This is a genomic window from Streptomyces sp. NPDC002888 (assembly GCF_042888465.1).
Lineage (GTDB): Bacteria > Actinomycetota > Actinomycetes > Streptomycetales > Streptomycetaceae > Streptomyces.
This window is the reverse complement of the sequence record NZ_JBIAPU010000004.1, coordinates 304937-326664: the sequence shown is the minus strand read 5'-3', so window position 1 is coordinate 326664 and position 21728 is coordinate 304937. Positions and strand designations below refer to the sequence as shown.

Here is a 21728-nt window from a genome sequence, read left to right as displayed (position 1 = left end):
CGCGCACAGTCCGGGCTGGCACAATGGCCCGGCAGGTGCAGACGTGTGAGGAGGCAACCGGTGACGACCGCAGGACCGCCCGTGAAGGGCCGCGCCACCCGGCAGCGGGCCGCCGTGGCGGCGGCCCTCGACGAGGTCGACGAGTTCCGCAGCGCGCAAGATCTGCACGACATGCTCAAGCACAAGGGCGATTCCGTCGGCCTGACCACGGTCTACCGCACGCTCCAGTCCCTCGCCGACGCCGGCGAGGTCGACGTCCTGCGCACCTCCGACGGCGAGTCCGTCTACCGCCGCTGCTCCACCGGCGAACACCACCACCACCTCGTCTGCCGCACTTGCGGCAAGGCGGTCGAGGTCGAAGGGCCGGCCGTCGAGAAGTGGGCCGAGGCGATCGCGGCGGAGCACGGCTACGTCAACGTGGCGCACACGGTGGAGATCTTCGGCACGTGCGCGGAGTGCGCGGCGGCCCCTTAGAGGTCCTCCGTCCGGCCCTCCATCGCCAGCAGTTCCTCGTTCGGGATCGCGCCGCCGTAGCGCCGGTCGCGGGAGGCGAACTCGATGCAGGCGCGCCACAGGTCGCGGCGGTCGAAGTCCGGCCACAGGACGTCCTGGAAGACCATCTCGGCGTAGGCGCTCTGCCAGAGGAGGTAGTTGGAGGTGCGCTGCTCGCCGCTGGGACGCAGGAAGAGGTCCACGTCCGGCATGTCGGGGTAGTAGAGGTACTTCGCGAAGGTCTTCTCGTTCACCTTCGACGGGTCGAGCCGGCCGGCCCGGATGTCCTCCGCCAGGGCCTGCGCGGCATCGGCGATCTCCGCGCGGCCGCCGTAGTTCATGCAGAAGTACAGCGTGAGCCGGTCGTTGTCCTTGGTCTGCTCCTGGGCGATCTGGAGCTCCTTGGCGACCGACTTCCACAGCTTGGGCATACGGCCCACCCAGCGCACCCGGATGCCGAGCGCGTCGAGCTGGTCGCGGGTCTTGCGGATGAAGTCGCGGTTGAAGTTCATCAGGAAGCGCACCTCGTCGGGCGAGCGCTTCCAGTTCTCGGTGGAGAAGGCGTACAGGGAGATGGCTCCGACGCCGATCTCGACCGCGCCCTGCAGCACGTCCAGCACGCGCTCGGCGCCGACCTTGTGGCCCTCGGTGCGGGGCAGCCCGCGCTCCTTGGCCCAGCGCCCGTTCCCGTCCATGACGATCGCCACATGGTTGGGGACCAGCTCACCGGGGAGCTTCGGCGCGCGGGCGCCGGACGGGTGCGGCTCCGGCGTCCTGTACTCGCGGCGCTGGCGCCCCAGAAACCCGCGTACGACCATGGTGCTTCTCGTCTCCTCGTGCTTGCTTGCCAGGACTCTTGGAACTCTAGGACTTTTCCACGTACCGAAGGGAGCGCAGTCCGCGCTCCAGATGCCAGTGCAGGTAGGCGGACACCAGCCCGCTGCCCTCCCGGACGTGCCGCGGCTCGCACGCGTCCGCGGTCTCCCAGTCTCCCGTAAGCAGCGCGCCGAGGAGTTCCAGGGTCTGCGGCGACGGTACGACACTGCCGGCCACCCGGCAGTCGACGCAGACGGAGCCGCCGGACGCCACGGAGAAGAACCGGTTGGGCCCGGGCATCCCGCACTTCGCGCAGTCGCTGAAACTGGGCGCGTACCCGTTGACGGCGAGGGAGCGCAGCAGGAAGGCGTCGAGGACGAGATGCGGCGCGTGCTCACCGCGGGCGAGGGTGCGCAGGGCGCCGACGAGCAGCAGATACTGCTGCACGGCAGGCTCGCCCTCGTGGTCGGTGAACCGCTCGGCGGTCTCCAGCATGGCCGTGCCGGCGGTGTAGCGCGCGTAGTCGGCGACGATCCCGCCCCCGTACGGCGCGATGGTCTCGCTCTGCGTGCACAGCGGCAGGCCACGCCCGATCAGCTCGCTCCCCCGGGCGAAGAACTGCACGTCGACGTGGGAGAAGGGTTCCAGCCGGGCCCCGAACTTCGACTTGGTCCGCCGCACCCCTCGGGCCACGGCCCGCACCCGCCCGTGACCACGGGTGAGCAGCGTGATGATCCGGTCCGCCTCACCCAGCTTCTGGGTGCGCAGCACGATGCCGTCGTCGCGGAACAGACTCATGGCCCCATTCTCCCGTACGCCCGGAGTCAGCGTGCCCGGTCGGGGTGACCGATGGTGTCCCAGGGGGCCAGATTCCAGGGGCTGGTCCGGTTCGCGGGATCGAGCAGGGCCCGCAGGTGGGTGTCGGCGGCGGACTGGGGGGCCGGGAGGCTGCTGTCGGAGGTGCCTCGCAGCCCGTCCCGCCACACCTGTCGTCCGAGCAGGTAGTGATCGGCGTACTCCCGCCAGGAGGCGTACGTCCCCACCACCGCCGGCACGATGTTCTTCAGCGCGGTCCAGGCCTCGGCCTCGGTGAGCATGCCGCAGCCGAAGCCGCGCCGGGAGATGTCGACGTACAGCGCGGCGTCCCAGGCGAGCGGCGCGACACCGAGCTGCCGCTGCGCCCGTGCCCGGTATCCGCTGCGCGCCAGCCCGTCGAGCCGACGCGCCAGATCGTCCCGTGAGGTGATCTCCCACTGCTCCGCCAGCCAGCGCCGCGCACTGTCGTCATCGATCCGCGTGAACGGGTACAGCGTCGTCCGCGAGGCGTTCCGGTCCCGGCTCACCGGCGCGCTCAGCGACACCATCCACAGCTGGTGCGTGGTGAGGGGGACGGGGTATCGGCGTTCGGTCCTCGGCCGCCTTCTCCAATTCCACATGCTCGACAAGCGCATGGGGCCGCACCTTACGTCACCCCACGCGGAGGGCCTTGCGAGGGCTCAGAGTGGTCTCCCGGGTCTCAGGGGGAGCCGCCCGTTCCCGGCCCGCCCTGCGTCCCGGTCGGGTCCTGCCGCTGGATGAGGACCATCGGATCGTTTCCCTTCAGCTGCTGCCAGACGCCGACCAACGCCACCACCTGGGCCACGAAGAACGCCAGCTGCACCGACGCCGTCCGCAATTGGTACACGGACAGGAGGAGGCCTGCCTTCGTGGGCCAGTAGTGGGCTTCCCGGCGGAAGGTGTCGATGTCCATGGCCACGCCGGTCGAGGTGAGGACGAGAACCGTCAACGCGACATGGAGACCCCACGTGCCGATGGACTGTCCGACGGCACGGCTGATGAGCCAGTGGGCGGCGACCGGAGTGGCGTACACGAGGGAGAGGCCGAGTCCCTTCGCCGGGCCGCGGCGGCCGGGCAGGACGCGCCACAGTGCGCCCAGGAGGAAGCCGGCGACCGCCCAGGAGATCTCCGACGTGATGATGTAGTCCACGAGATCGGGCACTCCGAACCGGTCCCTGGCCACGTTGCCCCACAGGGGTCCGCGGACCCGGTCCGCCCAGAACTTGATGCCCGTGGCGGGCAGTCCGAGCAGCGCCGCGAAACATGCGGCACGGCAGGCGTTGCGCCACCAGGTGTCACGCGGCCCCCAGGCCAGGGCAAGTTCCACGGCGTCCACCGAGTCCGGCAGAGGCTCGTCCCGGTGAGGAGAGGTGGTGTCGCCAGGGTTCCAGCGGTGCAACTCGTCGAGTTTCTCCTCCAGTTCGTCTCGTTCACTGTCCTGGTCGCCCTGCTCCACTCTGCGCAGTTGTGCGTGCAGGTCGCGGTGCTTGCGCGCCGACTCGATCAGCCACTGCCGGTCGGACTCACGGATGGCCGCGCGCAGACGCGTTCCCGACTCCAGTTTCCTCGACAGCACCGAACGGCGGTTTCCGAGGTCGAGGAGGAAGAACCCCGTGACCAGGATGAGCGGCACGCTCAGCAGCGGCATCCACAGGCCTACATACCAGCCGGGCGTGAGTGCGGACGCTTCCAGGAAGAACACCGTGATGATCAGGATCTCCGGGACGCGCGGAGCGAAGGCAGAGGCGCCGGGAGCGGCTGTCCGGGCGGCCAGCACGGCGAGGAGCGCGCCGAGAAGGGGGTACCAGCTGGAGATCGCGGGATCGAACCAGTCGGGCCACTCGGAGGGGAACCAGGCCAGTTTGTTGTAGAGGTAGGTGAGGTGCCACCGGCCGTAGTGGTCGTCATGGGCGCTCAGCCAGCTTTCCTGCTTCCAGGAGTTCTGCGCGGCCCAAACGCCGACGGCGACGGTGGCCACCGCCAGGACGGCGCACAGGACGAGCGCCCACCAGGGAAAGCGGTACCGTCCGGGCGTTCCGGAACTCTGGACGTGGACCGCCCAGCGCAGCCGCGACAGCGCTGACACAGTGCCCACCAGCCAGACGAAGGCCACGCAGGCGCAGGCGAGCGCCAGCCACAGGAACCCGCCCGTCTGCCGGAGGCGTTCGACGTCCTCGACGTCGTACTCGTTGAGCCAGAAGCCGGCGGGCAGCCCGAACAGCTGGGGCGCGCACGCCACGACGACGGGATACGCGGCGGCGACGAGAGCGGCCACCACCGCGTGGACCTGGGGTCTGCCGAAGAGGCACAGGGCAGCGCCGACGCACACGGCGAGCACGAAGTGGATGGCGACACGGTACGTCGGCCACCACGTGAGCACCCCGTAGTCGCCGGCGAGGTCGGGCATGCGGTCGTCCAGTTCGAAGGCCAGCGCGGCGGCGAACGTCAGCCAGGCCCACAGGAACAGGTTGCGGCGGGTGGCCTCCTCGGCCGGGGTCTCGGGCGACCCCACCGGCGAACGGAGCAGCATCCGGGCGAGGAGCAGGAGGGCCGGAAAGAGCGTGAGGTCCCAGGTCAGCCATGCCAGGGATTCGACGACGTACCGGGGTTTCTCCCGCCACTGCGTGACCAGCGCCTTGGCCGCCGGAGGCTGGAGCCGGACCTGCACCTCGGGGGGCTTGCCGCCCACCTTGGCCCGGTTCCAGGTCAGGTGGGTGGCCGAGCCCTCGGTCGGGGTCGGGAACACGGTCCGGGCCGCCCGTCCGCCCAGATCCACCGTGATCTCCTGCCACCATGCCTTGTCCAGGGCGGGCGGACGCATGAGGTTCAAGGTCCAGAACCGCTTGCCCACGGTGATGCGCCAGGCCCCGAAGTCCCGGTCACGTACGTCGTCCACGTACGTGACGGCTCGCTGTTCCAGCGTGATCCATTTCTCCTTGACCGTCACCTTGGGCGGCCATGGCCGGGCTTCCGTGTCCCGGAAGGGATAGGGGTCGTCCGGATAGCGCAACACGCACCGCATGGCCGTCCGGTATCGCTCGGTGTCCCCGTTCAGCAGCAGATCCGGCGCCGGCTTCCAGGACTTCGGAACCCGGACGACCATACGGGACTCGGCCTTCGTGTAGTCCTCGCCGTTGTGCTTGAGCCGCACCGAGACGGAGACTTGCGCGGCCTTCAACTGCCCAGCCAGGCAAGCATCGTCCGCGGCCACCGCTGGAGGACCGGAACCGATCAGCGCCCCGACGAACAGCCCCACGAACCCGAACAGCGACAGAACTCGCCGCATCCCCCGCATCCCCCGCATCCCCACCTCCCTGCTGGCGTATACCCAAATCAAGGGAAGGCGGATCAAGGATGTTGGTCCACAGGATGTTTCGAGGTGGCCGTTGGGGCCGCCCGCTTCTTCAGCTTGCCGGGGGTTCGCCCCCGAGGGAGGAGTGGGGGTGACCCCCAGTAAAAACAGGGTTGTTGCCTGGATGTGGTGGGGCCGGGTGATCCGCGAGGCTCGTGTGCATGAAGCAGACCGAGAAGCAGCTTGTCCGTGAGAAGCGCACGCAGAAGGGGCGGGGCGGCCGGAAGGGTGCCATGGTCGCCGCGTCCGCCGTTCTGCTCGGGCTTGTCGTGCCGGTGTCGGCCTCCGCCTCCGCCGTGGGTTCCGGCGCCCCCGGCCCCGATTGGGGCGCCTGTCCTGGCGGTTCCGTCGACCCCCGTCAGCAGTGCGCCACTCTCAAGGTGCCGATGGACTACGCCCAACCACGGGGACGGACGATCGACCTCGTGATCTCCCGTATCCCCAGTGAGAAGCCTTCCGCGCGCCGGGGTGCGCTGATGCTGATTCCCGGTGGGCCCGGTGGCTCCAGTCTCAACGACCCCTCGGGCAAGGGCCAGAAGCTGCCGCAGGACGTGCGGGATGCCTATGACCTGATCGGGTTCGCACCTCGCGGGCTCGCGCCCTCCACCTCCGTCAGCTGCGGCCTCGACCACGCCGACCTCGCCGTGTCCAAGCTGCGCCCCTGGCCCGCGCCCGACGGGTCCGTCACCGACAACCTGGTCACCGCCCGGCGGACGGCGGACGCCTGCGCACACAACGGAGGGGAGCTGATGCGGCACATCAGTACCGCCGACAATGCGCGGGACCTCGACCGGATCCGTGCCGCGCTCGGCGAGCGGCGGATCTCGGCGTGGGGTGTGTCGTACGGGACGTACGTCGGCGCGGTCTACGGCGAGTTGTTCCCGCACCGCACCGATCGCTTCGTACTGGACAGCAACGACGACCCCGACCCCACCCGGGTCGCCCGTGGCTGGCTCGCCGCGCACGAGCGGGGCGTGGAGGACACGTTCCCCCACTTCGCCGCGTGGGCGTCGGCGCCCGGCAACCCGGACCGGGTGGCCGAGACGGCGGCGGAGGTGCGGCCGCTGTTCCTGCGTCTGGCCGCGCGCCTCGACCGCGCCCCGATCCCCTGGCCCGGCGCCAACCCCGAGGAGCTGAACGGCAGCGTGCTGCGTCAGACCATGCTGGACAGCCTCTACAGCCCGACCCGCTACCCCACGCTGGCCAAGCTGATGGTGGCCGCCGAGCAGGGCACGGTGCCCCCCGCGCCCGCCGGCCCGCCCGAGCCGGTGCTGCAGAACGTCACCGCGGTCGGCGCCGCGACCCTCTGCAACGACGTGGCGTGGCCCAGGTCGGCCGCCGCGTACCAGAAGGACGTGGACGCCAGCCGGAAGGCGTACCCGCTGACGGCGGGCATGCCGAGAAACGCGATGGTCTGCGCCGCCTGGCCGTATCCGCCCCGCCAGGCACCGGTGCGGATCACCGGCCGGGGGCCGTCCAACGTGCTGCTCGTGCAGAACGAGCGGGACGTGGCCACGCCCCTGAGCGGTGCTCTGAGGCTGCGCGCGGCCCTCGGTGACCGTGCCGTCATGGTGACCGTGAACTCCACCGGCCACGACGCCTATCTCGCCCACGGCAACGCGTGCGGCGACGGCACGGTCTCCCGCTTCCTGGCGACGGGGGAGCGTCCCGAGGAGGACGTCTACTGCCCGTGAGCGCGGCAGCGGCTGCCGTACTGGTGGGCCAGCGCGTGGAAGGCCTCCTTCGGCTCCCAGTGCCAGCCGGAGTCCGGGTCGTCGGGGCGGTCCTTGATGGTCTTGGTGACGGCGTAGCTCGCCAGGTCGAGGTCATGGCGCGGGCTGTCGGGGCGGTGCGGGGCGTCCGGGGTGACGAACTCGAACGCCATCGCCGCGTACAGGCCCATCGACTCGCAGGCCTCCAGTACGTCGACCATGTACGCGGCCTGGGTGCGCTCGCTGCGGACCAGGCCGCCCCTGATCTCCGGCGGGTCCTTGGCGTAGTCGACGACCGCCCAGCCCATGCCGTCCGTCTCGGGGGCGCCGCGGTAGGCGCAGGTGCCGAACTCGGTGAGGGCCAGGGGCTTGCCCCAGCGGAGGTACCGGCTCAGGTCCCGTACGTAGTCCGTCTGTCGGCGGTGGTGTCCGTAGTAGTCGATGCCCACCACGTCGAAGAGGTTCCAGTCGACCTCGTCGTCGGCCGCGGCCGCGTAGCTCAGCCGGCCCCGGAAGACGGAGCGGCCGGCCTTCGCCGCGCGTGCGGTGAAGCGGGCCAGGCGGCGTTGCATCGTCACGGGGTCGTAGGTGCCGTCGAGGAGGTGCTGGATGCGGTCGAGGACCGTGTCGCCGGGCAGGATTCCCGGGACGAACAGCCAGAACTCGCAGCCGACGCTGAGGTCGACGCTCGCGCCCTGCCGCCGCAGCCGCTCCGCGAACCGGCCGGTCTCCGCGAGGTGTTCGAGGATGTCCCCCTCCGGGACGTCCCCGAGGGTCGGCTGGAGCCAGACGTGCAGCCCGCGTTCGGCGGCCTCGGCGGCTGTGGCGGTGAGGCGTTCGACGCCGTCGCCGGTGACGTCGAGGGTGTCGGCGTGCAGCCGGTCGCGGATCACCCGGACGTCCTCGCGCATCCGGGCGGCGCTGAACGCGGTACCCGGGGTCTCGCCCGCGCCGAGCGTGTAGACGACACCCCGGTGGGCGAGCCCCCGCCCACCGCCCCCGAGCCGGGCACCAGCCGCCTCCCGCCGAGCCGCCCTCCGTCCGCTCGCCACCGCCGGACCGCCCGGCAGCACCGCCCCCGCGACCCCGACGGCCGCGGCCCCCGCCAGAAACCGCGCCCTGCCGATTCCCGTGCCGGTCCCCGTCGTCTTCGTACCGTTCCCCGTCGTCTTCTCCATGCCCCCACTCTGCCGACGCCCACCCCACCCCGCTGTCGCCCGATGGTCTACGGCATCCCGACCAAGGGATGAGTTCGAAGTCAGGCGAACCGTCGTACGTACCGCCGCTGCCACGGGGTCTCCACCGCGTGCCGGTGGTAGTGGCGCCGTACGAAGGCGACCGCGTCCTCGGCGGGTACGCCGTCCAGCACGGCGAGGCAGGCCATCGCCGTGCCCGTACGTCCCCGGCCGCCGCCGCAACCGATCTCCACGCGTTCGGTGGCGGCCCGCTCCCAGGCCTCGGCGAGGACCGTACGGGTGGCCTCTCGGTCCGTGGGGAGGCGGAAGTCGGGCCAGTGGAGCCAGTGGTGTGGCCAGGGCACGTCGACGGGAGGGCGGCCCAGGAGGTAGACGCCGTACGACGGGACGGTCGCCGTCGGGTCCAGGGGGCGGTGCAGAGCGCGGCCACGGATCAGGCGCCCGGACGGCAGCCGGAGGAGACCCGCCTCCTCGGGGCTCCACTGTCCGGTGTGCCGCTCTTCGGTGTGGCTCTCTCCGGTGTTGCGCTCTCGCTCCATGGCCCCATTCCAAACCCCTGCCGGAACCCGGGCAACCGAATCCGCGCAACCGGTGGTCTGAAGGGCGAGGGAGGGTGCTTGATGCAGGCCGAACTAGAGGCCCAGTTCCAGGAATTCGTCAGGGCTCGGTGGTCCCGTCTGGTACGGACCGCGTACCTGCTCACGGGCGACGCGCACCATGCCGAGGATCTGACGCAGACGGCGTTGGCGAAGGCGTACCGGTCGTGGCGGCGGGTCGCGCGCAGCGACAGTCCGGAGGCGTACGTGCGCCGGATGCTGGTCACTTGCAACAGCGACCGGTTCCGCAAGCGGCGGGTCAAGGAGGCGCTGACCGCTGCGCCGCCGGAGACGGTGGGGCGCGAGGAGGACGTGCTGCGGGTCGACGAGCGCGGTGCGCTGCTCGCCGCACTGGCCCAACTGCCGCCCAGGCAGCGGGCGGTGGTGGTCATGCGTTACTGGGAGGACCTGTCCGAGGCGGAGGTCGCCGGTGTGCTCGGCTGCTCTCCCGGCACGGTCAAGAGCCAGGCGTCCAAGGGGCTGGCGAAGTTGCGTACGTATCCGGGTCTGGGCTGGGCGGTGGACGGCCCCGCGCACAGCCGCACCCCGTCGGAACAGGGAGGCAGCAGGTGAACGAGGAGCGGCACGGGGGCTTCGGCGAGCAGGGGGGCGGAGGGCAGCAGCACTTCGGCGAGCACGTGGACGGGGAACAGCGGGACTTCGAGGAGCGGGTGCGTGATCTCCTCGCCGAGGACGCGTACGCGATCCGCCCGTCACCGGTGCCGTATCCGGCGATCCGGCGGCGTGGCGTGGTCGAGCGGCGTCGGCGGGTGGCGGCGGCCGGGGCCGCGTTGGTGACGCTGGCCGCGGTCCCGGTGGGGGCGTACGCGCTGTCTTCCAGCGACCGGGGTGTGAGCACGGCGTCGGCGCCCACGCCGTCCGTCAGCGCCCCGCGGTCCACTGCGCCGACCCCGGCCGCGTCGCCGTCGGGGCCCGGGCGGCCGGCCACGTCCGGCCAGCTTCTCGACGGGGTCACGTTCCAGCAGGCCGCTCAGGGGCTGCAGATGTGCCTCGACTACGACCAGCAGTACGGCGGTAGCCGCGCGGGCCGCGCGGACCTGGGCAAGGCCACCGACTACCGGGTCATCCTGGCGATGCACAGCACCGGTGACTCGAACGCTCCCGGTGACGGCATCCATGTCGTCGCGGTCAAGGAACAGCCCAAGCAGATCCGGCTGATCTGCAACATCAGGAACGGCGAGGCCCAGGGCCTGAACACCAGCGTGGGCGGCACCTCGGTCGACGAGGGCAACGGCGCGGTGTACGCCGACATCAACAGCGGCAAGCTCTACCAGCAGTCCTTCATCGACAAGGGCAACTGGAAGCTACCGTTCCGCTGGGGGATCATCGGTACGGTGAAGCCGTCGGTCGCCAAGGTGACCGTCTCCTACGGCGACAGCGACGCCACGGCCGTCCTGGACCACGGCTGGTTCGTCGCCTCCGGCACGCTGAACCAGCAGGTCACGCAGGCCCCGCACATCAAGGGCTACGACGCCGGCGGCAAGCTGGTCTACGACTCCGACCGGGACAAGACGTACGAGCGGACGCTGCCGTAGCCCGACCCAAGGGCTTCACGGCTGACCCGCCGTCACCGCGCGCTGCATGCCTCCACAGGGGAGAGGCATGCAGCGCGCTTTTTTTCCGGGCAACTTCCGTCCTTCACAGCGCCATTGGTGCGACCTCTGGCGGCTACGCCATTCGTGTGTGATCCCTTGACCGGCCCCACAGCCCCTCTTATGGTCACGGCTGTCCCAGGACGTAGGACGTCGTATCTCCCCTCTCCGCTGGAGGAACCGTGCGCGACGTGACCCGCGACGTTCCGGCGCCGGACCGCCGGTCGTTCCTGAAGTACACCGGCGCGCTCGGCGCGGCCGCCACCCTGACCTCGTCGCTGTCGGCCTGCTCGGCGGGCCCGGAGTCGACCAATGACACGAGCGGTGGAGGCGGCGGCAAGGACGCCACGCTGACCGCGGTCATCGGCTACGGCAACGACGGCAGCTGGGATCCGACGCAGACCGCGTCCGCGTTCTGCATGGCCGCCAACAACCACATCTACGAGGGACTGCTCGACACCGACCCGATCTCCCGCGAGCCGTACGCGGCCCTCGCGACCCAGGTGCCGGGGGACCTCGGGGGCACGTCCTGGAAGTTCACGTTGCGCAAGGGGGCGACGTTCCACGACGGCAAACCGGTCACCGCGGACGACGTGGTCTTCGTCTTCGACCGGATCCTCGACCCGGACACCCAGACCCTCGCCAAGGGCTTCTTCGCGAGCTGGCTGAAGGAGGTCCGGAAGATCGACGCGCAGAACGTCGAGCTGGTGCTCAAGTTCCCCTTCCCGGAAGGGCTTTCGCGGCTCACCCTGGCCAAGATCATGCCGAAGCACGTGTTCTCGCGGCCGGGTGCCTGGGACGACGCGATCAAGGGCAAGGCGGTGGGCTCGGGACCGTACCGGCAGACCGCGCACCACCCGAAGTCCAACACCACCTTCGAGGCGTTCACCGACTACAACGGCCCGCGCCCGCCCGCGTTCAAGAAGATGAACTGGCTGACGATCGTCGACGCCGCCCCACGCGTGGCCCGGATCTCCGGCGCCGGCGCGGGCGCGCAGATCGCCGACAACATCCCGTACGCCAACATCGATCAGCTGAAGAAGGGCGGGCTGTCGGTCGCGGGCGGCGCCGGGATGAACAACCTGTTCCTGATGTTCAACACCAAGCACAAGCCGTTCGACGACGTCCGCGTCCGGCAGGCGCTGCACTACGCCATCGACACGGAGAAGATGGTGGAGGTCGCGCTGAAGGGGCACGGCAGGCCGTCGAGTTCCTTCCTCAACGAGGGCAATCCCAGCTACCGGCGCGCGAAGACCGTCTACGACTACGACCCCGACAAGGCGAAGGCACTGCTCGAGGCGGCCGGGGTCAAGGGGCTGAGGGTCGAGATCCTCTCGGTGAACGTGAGCTGGATCGTGGACTGTCTGCCGACGGTCAAGGCGTCCTGGGACGCGATCGGCGTGGAGACGACGCTCTCCCCGCAGGAGACCACGGCCGTGTTCACCAAGATGGACCAGAAGCAGGACTACCAGGTCGTCGCGGCCGCCTCGAACCCCAACCAGTTCGGTCTCGACGCCGACCTGATCATGCACTACAACTACGGCCCGCAGAACCTGTGGATGCAGTACGCGCGCTGGGCCGACACTGCCGTGGCCAAGCAGCTCTTCCGGGACATGGACCAGGCCACGCGGGAGCCGGACGCCGAGAAGAAGAAGGCGATGGTCCAGGACTACGTCGACGTCGTCGCCGAGCAGGCCGTGCTCTACCCGGTGGTCCACAACGAGCTGATGACGGCCTGGGCCCCGGCCCGGCTCGCGGGGATAAGGGCACAGCCGTATCCCGGTATCAACCTCCTCCAGGCCAAGTGGGCCTAGGAGCCGCTCGGTGATCACCGTCGCCAGGATCCTGCTGCGTCGCCTCGCCCTGCTCGTCCCGCTGATGCTCGGCATCGTGCTGTTCGTCTTCCTGGTGATGCGCTTCTCGGACGTCGACCCGGCGTCCGCGTTCTTCCAGGGCGCCAACCCGACCCCGCAGCAGCTGCACGACTTCCGTGAGCGCAACGGCCTGCTCGACCCGTTCCCCGTCCGCTACGTCGACTTCGTCGGCGATCTGCTCCACGGCGACCTGGGCGTCAGCGCGCTCACCCGGGCGCCGGTCGTCGACCAGGTCACCACCGCGCTGCCGCTCACCCTCCAGCTCACCTTCCTGGGCCTGGGCATCGCGGTGGTGCTGGCGCTGGTCGGCGGGGTGACCGCCGCGATCCACCGGGACCGGCTGCCCGACCAGATCATCCGGGTGGTGTCCCTGACCGGTGTGGCGGCCCCGGGCTTCTGGCTGGCGCTGCTGATGATCCAGTACCTGGCGGTGGACCTGGGCTGGTTCCCGGCCGGGGGCTACATCAACCCGGCCGACTCCTTCACGGGGTGGCTGAAGACCATGACGCTGCCCGCGTTCGCGCTGTCGCTTCCGGTGGCGGCGCAGCTGACGCGGATCGTGCGCACGGCGGTGGTGGAGGAGCTGGACAAGGACTACGTACGCACGGCGATCGGCAGCGGACTGCCGCCCCACGTGGTGGTCGGGCGGAACGTCCTCAGGAACGCCCTGATCAACCCGCTCACCGTGCTCGGTCTGCGGGTCGGCTATCTGCTCGGCGGCGCGGTCGTCATCGAGACGATCTTCTCGCTGCCGGGGATGGGCAAGCTGATGATCGACGCCGTGAAGAACGGTGATCCGGCCGTCGTCCAGGGGGTCGTGCTGACCACGGCCGTCGGCTTCGTCGTCGTCAACCTCGTCATCGACATCCTCTACCTGCTGGTCAACCCGCGACTGAGGGATGCGGCCCCATGAAGACGCCGTTCACGCGCAAGAGCCTCACCGAGGCCCTCTCCCGGCCCGGCATCCGGCTGCGCGGCCGGCACCAGCTGCCGTTGCTGTCGAAGGCCGCCGTCTGTTTCCTCGCCGTCGTGGTGCTGATGGCGCTGCTGGCTCCGCTGCTCGCACCGGACGACCCGCTCGACCAGCAGCCGCCCGTCGACGGCACCGGGCATCCGTCCGCCGAGCACTGGATGGGCCAGGACAGCCTCGGCCGGGACATCCTCAGCCGGTTGATGTACGGCGCCCGCTGGTCCCTCGCCATCGGGCTCGGCGCGACCGCACTCGCCCTGGTGGTGGGGGCGCTGCTCGGCGCGGTCGCGGCGACCTCGCGCAAGGCGGTCGACGAGACGCTGATGCGCTGCCTGGACGTGGTGATGGCGTTCCCGGGGATCGCGCTGGCCGCCGTGCTGGTCGCCGTGTTCGGCGGCGGGATCACGGTCCTGATCTTCGCGATCGCGTTCCTGTTCACCCCGCCGGTGGCGCGGGTCGTCCGGGCGAACGTCCTCGACCAGTACGGCGAGGACTACGTGACGGCGGAACGCGTGATCGGCGCGCGCACGCCGCACATCGTGCTGCGGCACGTGGCCGTCAACTGTGCCGCCCCGGTGCTGGTGTTCTGCACGGTGCAGGTCGCCGAGGCGATCGTCTTCGAGGCGTCCCTGTCCTTCATCGGCGCGGGCGTGCGGCCGCCGGACCCGTCGTGGGGCAGTGTCATCGCGGACGGCAAGAACATGGTGCTGACCGGGGGCTGGTGGGCGACGGTCTTCCCCGGGCTGCTGATGCTGGTCACCGTGCTGTCCCTGAACATCCTCTCCGAGGGCGTCTCCGACGCGTGGGCGGCGCCCTCGGCGCGCCAGGTGGACCCTCACGACGTGCACAAGGACGCGCTCGAAGCCCCCGAACCCGGCAGCGGCGAGGTCGTCGAGCTGCCCGGGCTGACCGAGGCGGCCCGGCGGCTGCGCGCCCGGGCCCGGCACCTGCCCCGCGACGGGCAGCCGGTGCTCGCGGTGGGGAACCTCGCCGTCGGCTTCGACGGCCGGCACGGCGGTGTGGACATCGTCGACGGGATCAGTTTCGAGGTGTACGCGGGTGAAGTCCTCGGTCTGGTCGGCGAGTCGGGCTGCGGCAAGTCGCTGACCGCGCTCACCGTCATGGGCCTGGAGCCGAGGGGCGCGCGGGTCAGGGGTCAGGTCCGCTTCAACCGGCGCGAGTTGTCGGCCGAGCCGATGCGTGTTCGGCGGCGGCTGCTCGGCCACGAGATGGCGATGGTCTACCAGGACGCGCTGACCTCCCTGAACCCGGCGATGACGATCCGCGCCCAGCTCAAGCAGGTCGTACGCCGCGGTGGCCGCCGTGGCCCGGCCGAGCTGCTGACGATGGTCGGCCTCGACCCCGAACGCACCCTGCGCAGCTACCCGCACGAGCTCTCCGGCGGCCAGCGCCAGCGTGTGCTGATCGCCATGGCGCTGTCCCGAGAGCCGAAGCTGATCGTCGCCGACGAGCCGACGACCGCGCTGGACGTGACCGTGCAGGCACAGGTCATGGAGCTGCTGCTGCGGCTGCGCGAGGAGCTGGGCTTCGCGCTGATCCTGGTCTCGCACGACCTGGCGCTGGTCGCGGACGTCACCGACCGGGTGGTGGTGATGTACGGCGGGCAGATCGTGGAGACGGGCGTGACCGCCGACCTGGTTCAGGCGCCGGCCCACCACTACACGCGCGGTCTGCTCGGCAGCGTGCTGTCGCTGGAGTCGGCGGCCGAGCGGATGACGCAGATCAGGGGCGTGGTCCCCTCCCCCGCCGACTTCCCGGCGGGCTGCCGCTTCGCCGACCGCTGCCCCCTGGCGAGCGAGGTCTGCCGCACGACCGCCCCCGGCCTGGCTGGCACACCCACGCACACGGCGGCCTGCCACCACCCCGCCGTCGACCTGGTGACGACGGAGAGCGAGGTCATCACATGAGCGTGAGCGCGCTGGTGGAACTGTCCGACGCCCATGTCGTCCACAAGGCCCGCAGCGGCGGCCTGTTCACGCGGGACCGGGTGTACGCCCTGACCGGCGCCGACCTGACCATCGCCGCGGGCGAGACGGTCGGTGTGGTCGGCGAGTCCGGCTGCGGCAAGTCGACGCTGGCGAAGGTACTGGTCGGGGTGGAGCGGCCGACGTCCGGCACGGTGTCCTTCAAGGGCCGCGACCTGTGGGCCATGGCGCCCGCACAACGCCGGGCGGCCGTCGGCGGCAGCACCGGCATGATCTTCCAGGACCCGTCGACTGCCCTGAACCACCGGCTGACGGTCCGGCAGATCCTGCGGGACCCGTTGGACGTCCACGACCGGGGGTCGAAACAGCGACGCGAGGAACGTGTACGGGAGTTGATGGGCCTGGTCGGCCTGCCCCGGGCGCTGGCCGACGGTCTGCCCGGGCAGCTCTCCGGTGGTCAGCGGCAGCGCGTCGCCATCGCCCGGGCCCTCGCGCTCGAGCCCGATCTGGTGGTCGCTGACGAGCCGACGAGCGCGCTGGACGTGTCGGTCCGCGCCCAGATCCTCAACCTCCTGCTGGACCTGAAGGACCGGCTGGGGCTGGCGCTGGTCTTCGTCTCGCACGACATCCAGACGGTGCGGCGGATGAGCGACCGCGTGATCACCATGTACCTGGGCCGGATCGTCGAGGAGGCTCCGGCCGCCGACGTCACCGACCGGGCCCGGCACCCGTACACCCGCGCGCTCTTCTCGGCCACGCCGAGTCTGTTGGGCCCGATCGATCCGATCGCACTGAAGGGGCCGGTCCCGTCGGCGACGCGGCCACCGAGCGGCTGCCCGTTCCGTACGCGCTGCTGGAGGGCGGACGCCCTGTGCGCGGAGGTGATGCCGGGCCTCGCGACTGCGTCGACGCCCGGCCACAGCTTCCGCTGCCACCATCCTTTGACATCCTCCGCCTCCGAAGAGGACGGATTCCAGCCCAAATGAGCTGAGGTTCACGGGCGCTCGATCACTCGTGTGATGTCACCCCTCCGGCGTGTCCCGCCGCGACACTGCGACCATACAGGAAAGTTGCCGCATAACACCGCACAACCGGGAGACCCGATGCCCTTCCCCGCCCCGCTGACCGGTGTATTGCCGCCCGTCTGCACGCCCCTGACACCGGATCGCGAGGTGGACGTCCCTTCCCTGCTCAGGCTGGTCGACCACCTGGTGGAGGGTGGGGTGCACGCGCTGTTCGTGCTGGGTTCGTCGTCCGAGGTGGCCTATCTGCGGGACGGGCAGCGGCGGCTGGTGGTCGAGTCGGTGGTCTCCCATGTGGGCGGGCAACTGCCCGTCCTCGCCGGGGCCATCGACGTGACGACCCCGCGCGTGCTGGACCACGTCGACTCCGTGACGGCGGCGGGCGCGGACGCCGTGGTCGTCACCGCCCCCTTCTACGCCCGCACCCATCCGGCGGAGATCGCCCGGCACTTCCGTCTGGTCGCGGCGGCCAGTCCGGTCCCGGTGGTGGCCTACGACATCCCGGTGGCCGTGCACACCAAGCTGCCCGCCGATCTTGTCCTGGAGCTGGCCGCCGGGGGCGTGCTCGCGGGGCTGAAGGACTCCAGCGGGGACCTGGCCGCGTTCCGCGAGGTTGTGACGGGCGCCCGCGCCCACCCGGGCATCACCGGTTTCAGCGTCCTGACCGGCTCCGAGCTGATCGTCGACGCGGCGCTCGCGCTGGGCGCGGACGGGGCGGTGCCGGGTCTCGCCAACGTCGACCCGCACGGCTACGTCCGCCTCGACCGCCTCGGCCGCGCGGGCGACGCGGTCGGTGCCCGCGCGGAACAGGAGCGGCTGTGTGCCCTGTTCGCGCTGGTGGGCGTCGGCGACCCGGCCCGTATGGGGAGCAGTTCGTCGGCCTTGGGTGCGTTCAAGGCGGCGCTGCACCTGCGGGGTGTGATCGACTGTCCGGTGACGGCGGAGCCGCAGGTGCGGCTCTCTGCCGAGGAGGTGGAAGGGGTGCGGAAGCATCTTGCGGCGGCGGGGTTGCTTTAGCGCCGGGCGCCTGCTCGTCTGCGGGGTTTGCTGTGAGTTGGCGGCTGCGGGTGCGTCGTGGTTGTTCGCGCAGTTCCCCGCGCCCCTTTGGGGCGCTGCACTGCACCGGCACCGGCGCCCAAAGGCACCGTCAGCTTCCGCCGGGTGTCACCAGGCCCGACTCGTATGCCACGACGACCAGTTGGGCCCGGTCGCGCGCGCCCAGTTTGCCCATGATGCGGCTGACGTGGGTCTTCGCGGTGAGCGGGCTGAGCCCCAACGTCTCGCCGATCTCCGTGTTGTTGAGCCCGCGCGCGACCAGGGCCAGCACCTCGCGCTCCCGTTCCGACAGGCACTCGGGGCCGCCCTCGGGGGGCGGGGCGGTGTGGCTGCGCAGGAAGCGCGAGATCAGGCGGGCCGTGGGGCCCGGGGACAGCAGGGCGTCGCCGGCCGCCACCGTGCGGATGGCGTCGAGGAGTTCGGCCGGGCGGGTGTCCTTCACCAGGAAGCCGGAGGCGCCCGCGCGCAGCGCCTCCACGATGTACTCGTCGGTGTCGTAGGTGGTGAGGACCAGGACGCGCACCCCGGCCAGGTCCGCGTCGGCCGCGATGAGCCGGGTCGCCTCGATGCCGTCCAGGTCGGGCATGCGCAGGTCCATCACCACGAGGTCGGCGCGCTCGCCGCGGGCCAGTGCCACCGCCTCACGGCCGGTGCCGGCCTGGCCGACGACCTCCATGTCCTTCGCGGACTCCACGAGCATCGCGAACGCCTCCCGCACCAGGGTCTGGTCGTCGGCGAGCAGGACGCGGATCATGCGGCCCCTTCCCGGTCACGTCTCATGGGCAGTACGGCACTCACCTCGTAGCCCTCCCCCGGCAGCGGCCCCGCGTCGACCGTGCCGCCCACACTGCGGGCCCGCTCCCGCATCCCGACGAGCCCGAAGCCGGGCGTGCCGCCGCCGACGCCCGCGCCGTCGTCGGTGACCGTCACCCGCAGGGCGCCCTGGCCTGCGTGGACCTCCACCCGCACGGCGAGGCCCTCGCGCCCGCCGTGCCGTACGGCGTTGGTGAGGGCCTCCTGCACGATCCGGTAGGCGGCCGCGCCCACCGCGGCGGGCACCTCTTCCGCGTCGACCGACAGGTCGACCTTCGCCCCGGCGGAGCGGGCGGTCTCCGCGAGGTCGGGCAGGCCGTGCAGGCCGGGCAGCGGGCCGCGCCCCTCCCCGGTGTCCTGGTCGCGCAGCACCTCCAGCGTCGTACGGAGTTCGCCGCGGGCCGTGCGGCAGGTGTCCGCGATGTCGTCGAGGGCCTTGGCGACGGCCGTGCGGTCGAGGCGGTCGGGGTCGGCGGCCAGGACGTGGGCGGCGACGGAGGTCTGCACGCCGATGAGGGTGATGCTGTGCGCGAGCAGGTCGTGCAGGTCGCGCGCGACGCGCAGCCGCTCCTCGGCGACGCGCCGGCGGGCCTCCTCCTCGCGGGTGCGTTCGGCGCGTTCGGCGCGTTCGAGGGCGGCGGCGATGTACTGCCGGTGGACGCGGATGTAGCCGCCCAGCAGCAGCACGGAGACGATCCAGCCGGAGATGCGCAGGATCTCGGCGAGCTGGTGCGGGTTTTCCAGGGCGTTGACGACGAGCGTGACGCCGACGACGGTGGCGCCGGTGAGCACGGTGCGGCGGGAGCTGCCGGTCGCGGCGACGGTGTAGAGGGCGACCATGGCGACCGGCACGGCGGCGCTGTGGGAGTAGTCGAGGCCGTGGTACGGGGCGACGCACAGCACCACGGCGAGCAGTGTGAGCAGGGGGCCGCGGCGCCGCCAGGCCAGGGGGACCTGTGCGGCCATCAGGAGGGTCCAGCCGAGGATGTCCAGGGGGCGGCCGTCCTCGACGAACGCGCCGAGCGCTACAGCCAGCAGGGCGGCCGCGGCGGCGAGCCACACGTCCGCCCGCAGCGGGGCGAGTCCCGCGGCGCGAGCGTCATCAGCGGCCCCCGCCTGCCTCGGACCGGCCGGCACGCCGTTGACGACGGCCAGCGCCCACTCGGCCAGGGCACGACGACGCTGCATGGCTCCCCCCTCTCCCACGGCACCATCTTCCCTCAGGAGGCGCCCCTTCCGCGGGGAAGGGGCGCCCGTGGCTCACCCGACGACCGGCTCGCGTTCCCGGGTCCGTTCCGGCTCCGGCGCCCGGGACAGCGGCCCCGGCCACCACACCTTGCGTCCCAGCGCCACGCTCGCGCTGGTCACGAGGTAGGTGCGGACGAGGAACGTGTCGAGCAGCACGCCGACCGCGATCACGAAGCCCAGCTCGACGAGTTGGACCAGGCCCATGTTGGTCAGCACCGCGAAGGTCGCGGCGAGGACGAGCCCGGCGGAGGCGATGACCCCGCCCGTGGTGCGCAGCGCGGTGAGTGCGGCGGTGACGGGATCGACGCCCCGCATGGACTCCTCGCGCATCCGGTGCATGAGGAAGATGCCGTAGTCGACGCCGAGGGCGACGAGGAACACGAAGGACAGCAGCCCCAGGCCGGGATCCGTGCCCTCGAAGCCGAACAGCGGCCCGAACACCAGCCCGCCGATGCCGAGCGACGCGCCCCACACCGCGACCACGGCGGCGACGAGGAGCAGCGGCGCGACGAGCGAGCGGAGGAGGGCGATGAGGATCAGCAGGACGGAGGCGAGGACGAGGGGGACGACGATCATCCGGTCCCGGGCGTTGGTGTCCTTCAGGTCGATCTGCTGGGCGCTGGCCCCGCCGACGTAGGAGCCGTCGAGGCTGTCGCGCAGCCGCTCGATGGTCGCGGTCTCGGCAGCCGACTGCGGGGGCGCGGACGCGGTCACGGAGATCTCGGTCCAGCCCTCTCCGGTACGGCCCTTGCGCGCGTCGGCGACGCCGTCCGTGTCCCGGATCGCCGCGAGGGTGGCGTCGGCGCGGCCGGCCGGGGTGAGCACGTCGATGGGCTGTGCGGAGCCCTTCGGGTAGGCCTCGGCGAGGGTCTCCAGGGCGGCGACCGACTCGGGCCGGTCGACGAAGGAGTCCTGCTGCTTGACCGTTCCGGGCAGGTTCAGCGCGCCCAGCGCGAGCGCGCCGAGCAGGACGGCGCCGGCCGCGAGGACGGTCTTCGGGCGCCGCCCGGCTGAGGTGCCCATCGCGGCGAACAGCGACCGGCGGGCCTTGGGCGTGCTGCCGTACGCGGGCACCAGCGGCCAGAACACACGGCGGCCGAGGAGGACCAGGAGCGCGGGCAGCAGGGTCAGCATCGCGACGAGCGCGCACAGCACGCCGACGGTGCCGAGCGGCCCCATCCCCCGGTTGGAGTTGAGGTCGGCGGCGAGCAGGCACAGCAGTCCGGCGGCGACGGTCCCGGAGGAGGCGAGGACGGCGGGCCCGCAGCCGCGCAGGGCGGCGACCATGGCGTCGTAGGGCCGTTCGATGCGCCGGAGTTCCTCGCGGTAGCGGGAGACGAGCAGCAGGGCGTAGTCGGTGCCGGCGCCGAAGACGAGGATCGTCATGATGCCCGAGCTCTGCCCGGACACCGTCGTCCCGAAGGCCTGGTTGAGGCCGTAGGCGACGCCCATCGACAGGTAGTCGGCGATGCCGGCCACGACGAGTGGCACCAGCCACAGCACCGGGCTGCGGTAGATCAGGATCAGCAGGAGGGCCACGACGCCGACGGTGGTGTAGAGCAGCGGTCCGCCGAGCCCGTTGTAGACCTTGCTCGCGTCGGTGGCGAACGCGCCCGTCCCGCCCACTTCGACGGTCAGTCCGCCCGCGCTGTGGGCGACCTCGCGTACGGCGTCGACGAAGGCGTCGCGCTTGTCCTCGTCGGTGCCGGGCTCGTTGGTGGCGACCGGGTACATGAGGGTGGTTCCGTCCTCGGACGGGATCCCCTGCGGCGGTGCGGCCAGCGCGTGCTCCCCCGCGACTCGCGTGACCTGTTCCCGCGCCGTGTCCCGGTCGGCGGCGGTCAGTCCGCCGTCGCGGTGGTAGACGAGCACCAGCTCGGTGGTCTCGCCGCCCGGCAGTTGTTCCTGGATCTTCGCGACCTGCGTGGAGTCGGCGCTCGCGGGCAGGTAGTCGGTGATCCGGTCATGCTGCACGTCGGCGAGTTTCGCCGCGAACGGCGACACGACCGCGAGCACGCCGACCCACAGCGCGAGCACGAGCCAGGGAACGGCACGCCGCTTCCCCGTCTTCCCCGTCGTTTTTCCGGCCCCCATGGGATGGGCCCTCCTTCCGGAGCGGATGTCTGGGTACGGCATCCAGACTTCCGCTGCGGCGGGCCCGAATCGTCGCGCGTCAGGGCGAGTT

The 21728-nt window shown here is 71.3% G+C and carries 18 protein-coding genes; 9 read left to right on the top strand and 9 right to left on the bottom strand.

The genetic code is table 11. From position 1 onward, the window contains the following. The first annotated feature begins 60 nt into the window (after nucleotides 1-60). A complete protein-coding gene (locus tag ACFYWX_RS09090) occupies nucleotides 61-474 on the top strand; it encodes a Fur family transcriptional regulator (protein ID WP_389423315.1) in 414 nt (137 codons plus the stop codon). Here ACFYWX_RS09090 and ACFYWX_RS09085 read toward each other — a convergent pair. From ACFYWX_RS09085 to ACFYWX_RS09070, 4 genes are all read right to left on the bottom strand, one after another. Further along, nucleotides 471-1310, bottom strand: coding sequence for an isoprenyl transferase (locus ACFYWX_RS09085; protein WP_389423314.1), 840 nt, complete (start codon nucleotides 1308-1310; stop codon nucleotides 471-473). The two genes, ACFYWX_RS09090 and ACFYWX_RS09085, sit on opposite strands and share 4 nt — an antisense overlap. Before the next feature lie 46 nt (nucleotides 1311-1356). Continuing rightward, nucleotides 1357-2106 (bottom strand): DNA repair protein RecO, encoded by a 750-nt coding sequence (gene recO, locus ACFYWX_RS09080; RefSeq protein WP_389423313.1) that lies wholly within the window; start codon nucleotides 2104-2106, stop codon nucleotides 1357-1359. Nucleotides 2107-2132: 26 nt separating this feature from the next. After that, nucleotides 2133-2759, bottom strand: a complete 627-nt coding sequence (locus ACFYWX_RS09075; protein ID WP_389423312.1) for a DUF1266 domain-containing protein — start codon at nucleotides 2757-2759, stop codon at nucleotides 2133-2135. Between the two features lie 65 nt (nucleotides 2760-2824). After that, nucleotides 2825-5431 (bottom strand): DUF6185 family protein, encoded by a 2607-nt coding sequence (locus ACFYWX_RS09070; RefSeq protein ID WP_389423311.1) that lies wholly within the window; start codon nucleotides 5429-5431, stop codon nucleotides 2825-2827. Between the two features lie 299 nt (nucleotides 5432-5730). Between ACFYWX_RS09070 and ACFYWX_RS09065 the strand changes: the two genes are divergently transcribed. Continuing rightward, nucleotides 5731-7191 (top strand): alpha/beta hydrolase, encoded by a 1461-nt coding sequence (locus ACFYWX_RS09065; protein WP_389423416.1) that lies wholly within the window; start codon nucleotides 5731-5733, stop codon nucleotides 7189-7191. Here ACFYWX_RS09065 and ACFYWX_RS09060 read toward each other — a convergent pair. Continuing rightward, complete coding sequence (locus ACFYWX_RS09060) at nucleotides 7179-8387, bottom strand: abortive phage infection protein (RefSeq protein ID WP_389423310.1); 1209 nt, start codon at nucleotides 8385-8387, stop codon at nucleotides 7179-7181. The two genes, ACFYWX_RS09065 and ACFYWX_RS09060, sit on opposite strands and share 13 nt — an antisense overlap. 80 nt (nucleotides 8388-8467) lie before the next feature. Next, nucleotides 8468-8944, bottom strand: a complete 477-nt coding sequence (locus ACFYWX_RS09055; protein ID WP_389423309.1) for a protein-tyrosine phosphatase family protein — start codon at nucleotides 8942-8944, stop codon at nucleotides 8468-8470. Nucleotides 8945-9025: 81 nt separating this feature from the next. On the opposite strand from ACFYWX_RS09055, the gene ACFYWX_RS09050 reads away from it, so the two are divergent. The 7 genes from ACFYWX_RS09050 (at nucleotide 9026) to ACFYWX_RS09020 (ending at nucleotide 17443) form a co-directional block, all read left to right on the top strand. Continuing rightward, entirely contained in the window at nucleotides 9026-9574 is a 549-nt protein-coding gene (locus ACFYWX_RS09050) for a SigE family RNA polymerase sigma factor (protein ID WP_389423308.1), read from the top strand. Further along, nucleotides 9571-10557: a hypothetical protein gene (locus ACFYWX_RS09045; protein WP_389423307.1), complete on the top strand. Its 987-nt coding sequence runs from the start codon at nucleotides 9571-9573 to the stop codon at nucleotides 10555-10557. Before ACFYWX_RS09050 ends, ACFYWX_RS09045 begins: the two co-directional genes overlap by 4 nt. A 239-nt stretch (nucleotides 10558-10796) precedes the next feature. Next, nucleotides 10797-12428 carry an ABC transporter substrate-binding protein gene (locus ACFYWX_RS09040; protein WP_389423306.1) on the top strand — a complete coding sequence of 544 codons (1632 nt, stop codon included), beginning with the start codon at nucleotides 10797-10799 and terminating at the stop codon, nucleotides 12426-12428. Between the two features lie 10 nt (nucleotides 12429-12438). Further along, entirely contained in the window at nucleotides 12439-13401 is a 963-nt protein-coding gene (locus ACFYWX_RS09035; protein ID WP_389423305.1) for an ABC transporter permease, read from the top strand. Then, nucleotides 13398-15386 (top strand): dipeptide/oligopeptide/nickel ABC transporter permease/ATP-binding protein, encoded by a 1989-nt coding sequence (locus ACFYWX_RS09030; RefSeq protein WP_389423304.1) that lies wholly within the window; start codon nucleotides 13398-13400, stop codon nucleotides 15384-15386. The genes ACFYWX_RS09035 and ACFYWX_RS09030 overlap by 4 nt, the downstream gene beginning before the upstream one ends. Further along, nucleotides 15383-16390, top strand: a complete 1008-nt coding sequence (locus ACFYWX_RS09025) for an oligopeptide/dipeptide ABC transporter ATP-binding protein (RefSeq protein WP_389423303.1) — start codon at nucleotides 15383-15385, stop codon at nucleotides 16388-16390. Before ACFYWX_RS09030 ends, ACFYWX_RS09025 begins: the two co-directional genes overlap by 4 nt. Nucleotides 16391-16507: 117 nt before the next feature. Next, a complete protein-coding gene (locus ACFYWX_RS09020; RefSeq protein ID WP_389423302.1) occupies nucleotides 16508-17443 on the top strand; it encodes a dihydrodipicolinate synthase family protein in 936 nt (311 codons plus the stop codon). Nucleotides 17444-17573: 130 nt separating this feature from the next. Here the strand turns inward: ACFYWX_RS09020 and ACFYWX_RS09015 are convergent, their stop codons facing one another. The 3 genes from ACFYWX_RS09015 to ACFYWX_RS09005 form a co-directional block, all read right to left on the bottom strand. Continuing rightward, on the bottom strand, nucleotides 17574-18236 hold the full coding sequence (locus ACFYWX_RS09015) for a response regulator (RefSeq protein WP_389423301.1): 663 nt from the start codon (nucleotides 18234-18236) through the stop codon (nucleotides 17574-17576). Further along, the gene (locus ACFYWX_RS09010) at nucleotides 18233-19483 is read right to left on the bottom strand and encodes a sensor histidine kinase (RefSeq protein ID WP_389423300.1); all 1251 of its coding nucleotides are present in this window, start codon (nucleotides 19481-19483) and stop codon (nucleotides 18233-18235) included. The genes ACFYWX_RS09015 and ACFYWX_RS09010 overlap by 4 nt, the downstream gene beginning before the upstream one ends. A 72-nt stretch (nucleotides 19484-19555) precedes the next feature. Further along, nucleotides 19556-21637 (bottom strand): MMPL family transporter, encoded by a 2082-nt coding sequence (locus ACFYWX_RS09005; protein ID WP_389423299.1) that lies wholly within the window; start codon nucleotides 21635-21637, stop codon nucleotides 19556-19558. Nucleotides 21638-21728: the final 91 nt, after the last annotated feature.

What these genes read in the sequence shown, in the direction of transcription:
- ACFYWX_RS09050 (WP_389423308.1), top strand. Translation starts at nt 9,026, where the DNA reads ATGCAGGCCGAACTAGAGGCCCAGTTCCAGGAATTCGTCAGGGCTCGG.
- ACFYWX_RS09060 (WP_389423310.1), bottom strand. Translation starts at nt 8,387, where the DNA reads ATGGAGAAGACGACGGGGAACGGTACGAAGACGACGGGGACCGGCACG.
- ACFYWX_RS09085 (WP_389423314.1), bottom strand. Translation starts at nt 1,310, where the DNA reads ATGGTCGTACGCGGGTTTCTGGGGCGCCAGCGCCGCGAGTACAGGACG.
- ACFYWX_RS09055 (WP_389423309.1), bottom strand. Translation starts at nt 8,944, where the DNA reads ATGGAGCGAGAGCGCAACACCGGAGAGAGCCACACCGAAGAGCGGCAC.
- ACFYWX_RS09005 (WP_389423299.1), bottom strand. Translation starts at nt 21,637, where the DNA reads ATGGGGGCCGGAAAAACGACGGGGAAGACGGGGAAGCGGCGTGCCGTT.
- ACFYWX_RS09015 (WP_389423301.1), bottom strand. Translation starts at nt 18,236, where the DNA reads ATGATCCGCGTCCTGCTCGCCGACGACCAGACCCTGGTGCGGGAGGCG.
- ACFYWX_RS09065 (WP_389423416.1), top strand. Translation starts at nt 5,731, where the DNA reads ATGGTCGCCGCGTCCGCCGTTCTGCTCGGGCTTGTCGTGCCGGTGTCG.
- ACFYWX_RS09030 (WP_389423304.1), top strand. Translation starts at nt 13,398, where the DNA reads ATGAAGACGCCGTTCACGCGCAAGAGCCTCACCGAGGCCCTCTCCCGG.
- ACFYWX_RS09070 (WP_389423311.1), bottom strand. Translation starts at nt 5,431, where the DNA reads ATGCGGCGAGTTCTGTCGCTGTTCGGGTTCGTGGGGCTGTTCGTCGGG.
- ACFYWX_RS09020 (WP_389423302.1), top strand. Translation starts at nt 16,508, where the DNA reads ATGCCCTTCCCCGCCCCGCTGACCGGTGTATTGCCGCCCGTCTGCACG.
- ACFYWX_RS09025 (WP_389423303.1), top strand. Translation starts at nt 15,383, where the DNA reads ATGAGCGTGAGCGCGCTGGTGGAACTGTCCGACGCCCATGTCGTCCAC.
- ACFYWX_RS09010 (WP_389423300.1), bottom strand. Translation starts at nt 19,483, where the DNA reads ATGCAGCGTCGTCGTGCCCTGGCCGAGTGGGCGCTGGCCGTCGTCAAC.
- recO (WP_389423313.1), bottom strand. Translation starts at nt 2,106, where the DNA reads ATGAGTCTGTTCCGCGACGACGGCATCGTGCTGCGCACCCAGAAGCTG.
- ACFYWX_RS09075 (WP_389423312.1), bottom strand. Translation starts at nt 2,759, where the DNA reads ATGCGCTTGTCGAGCATGTGGAATTGGAGAAGGCGGCCGAGGACCGAA.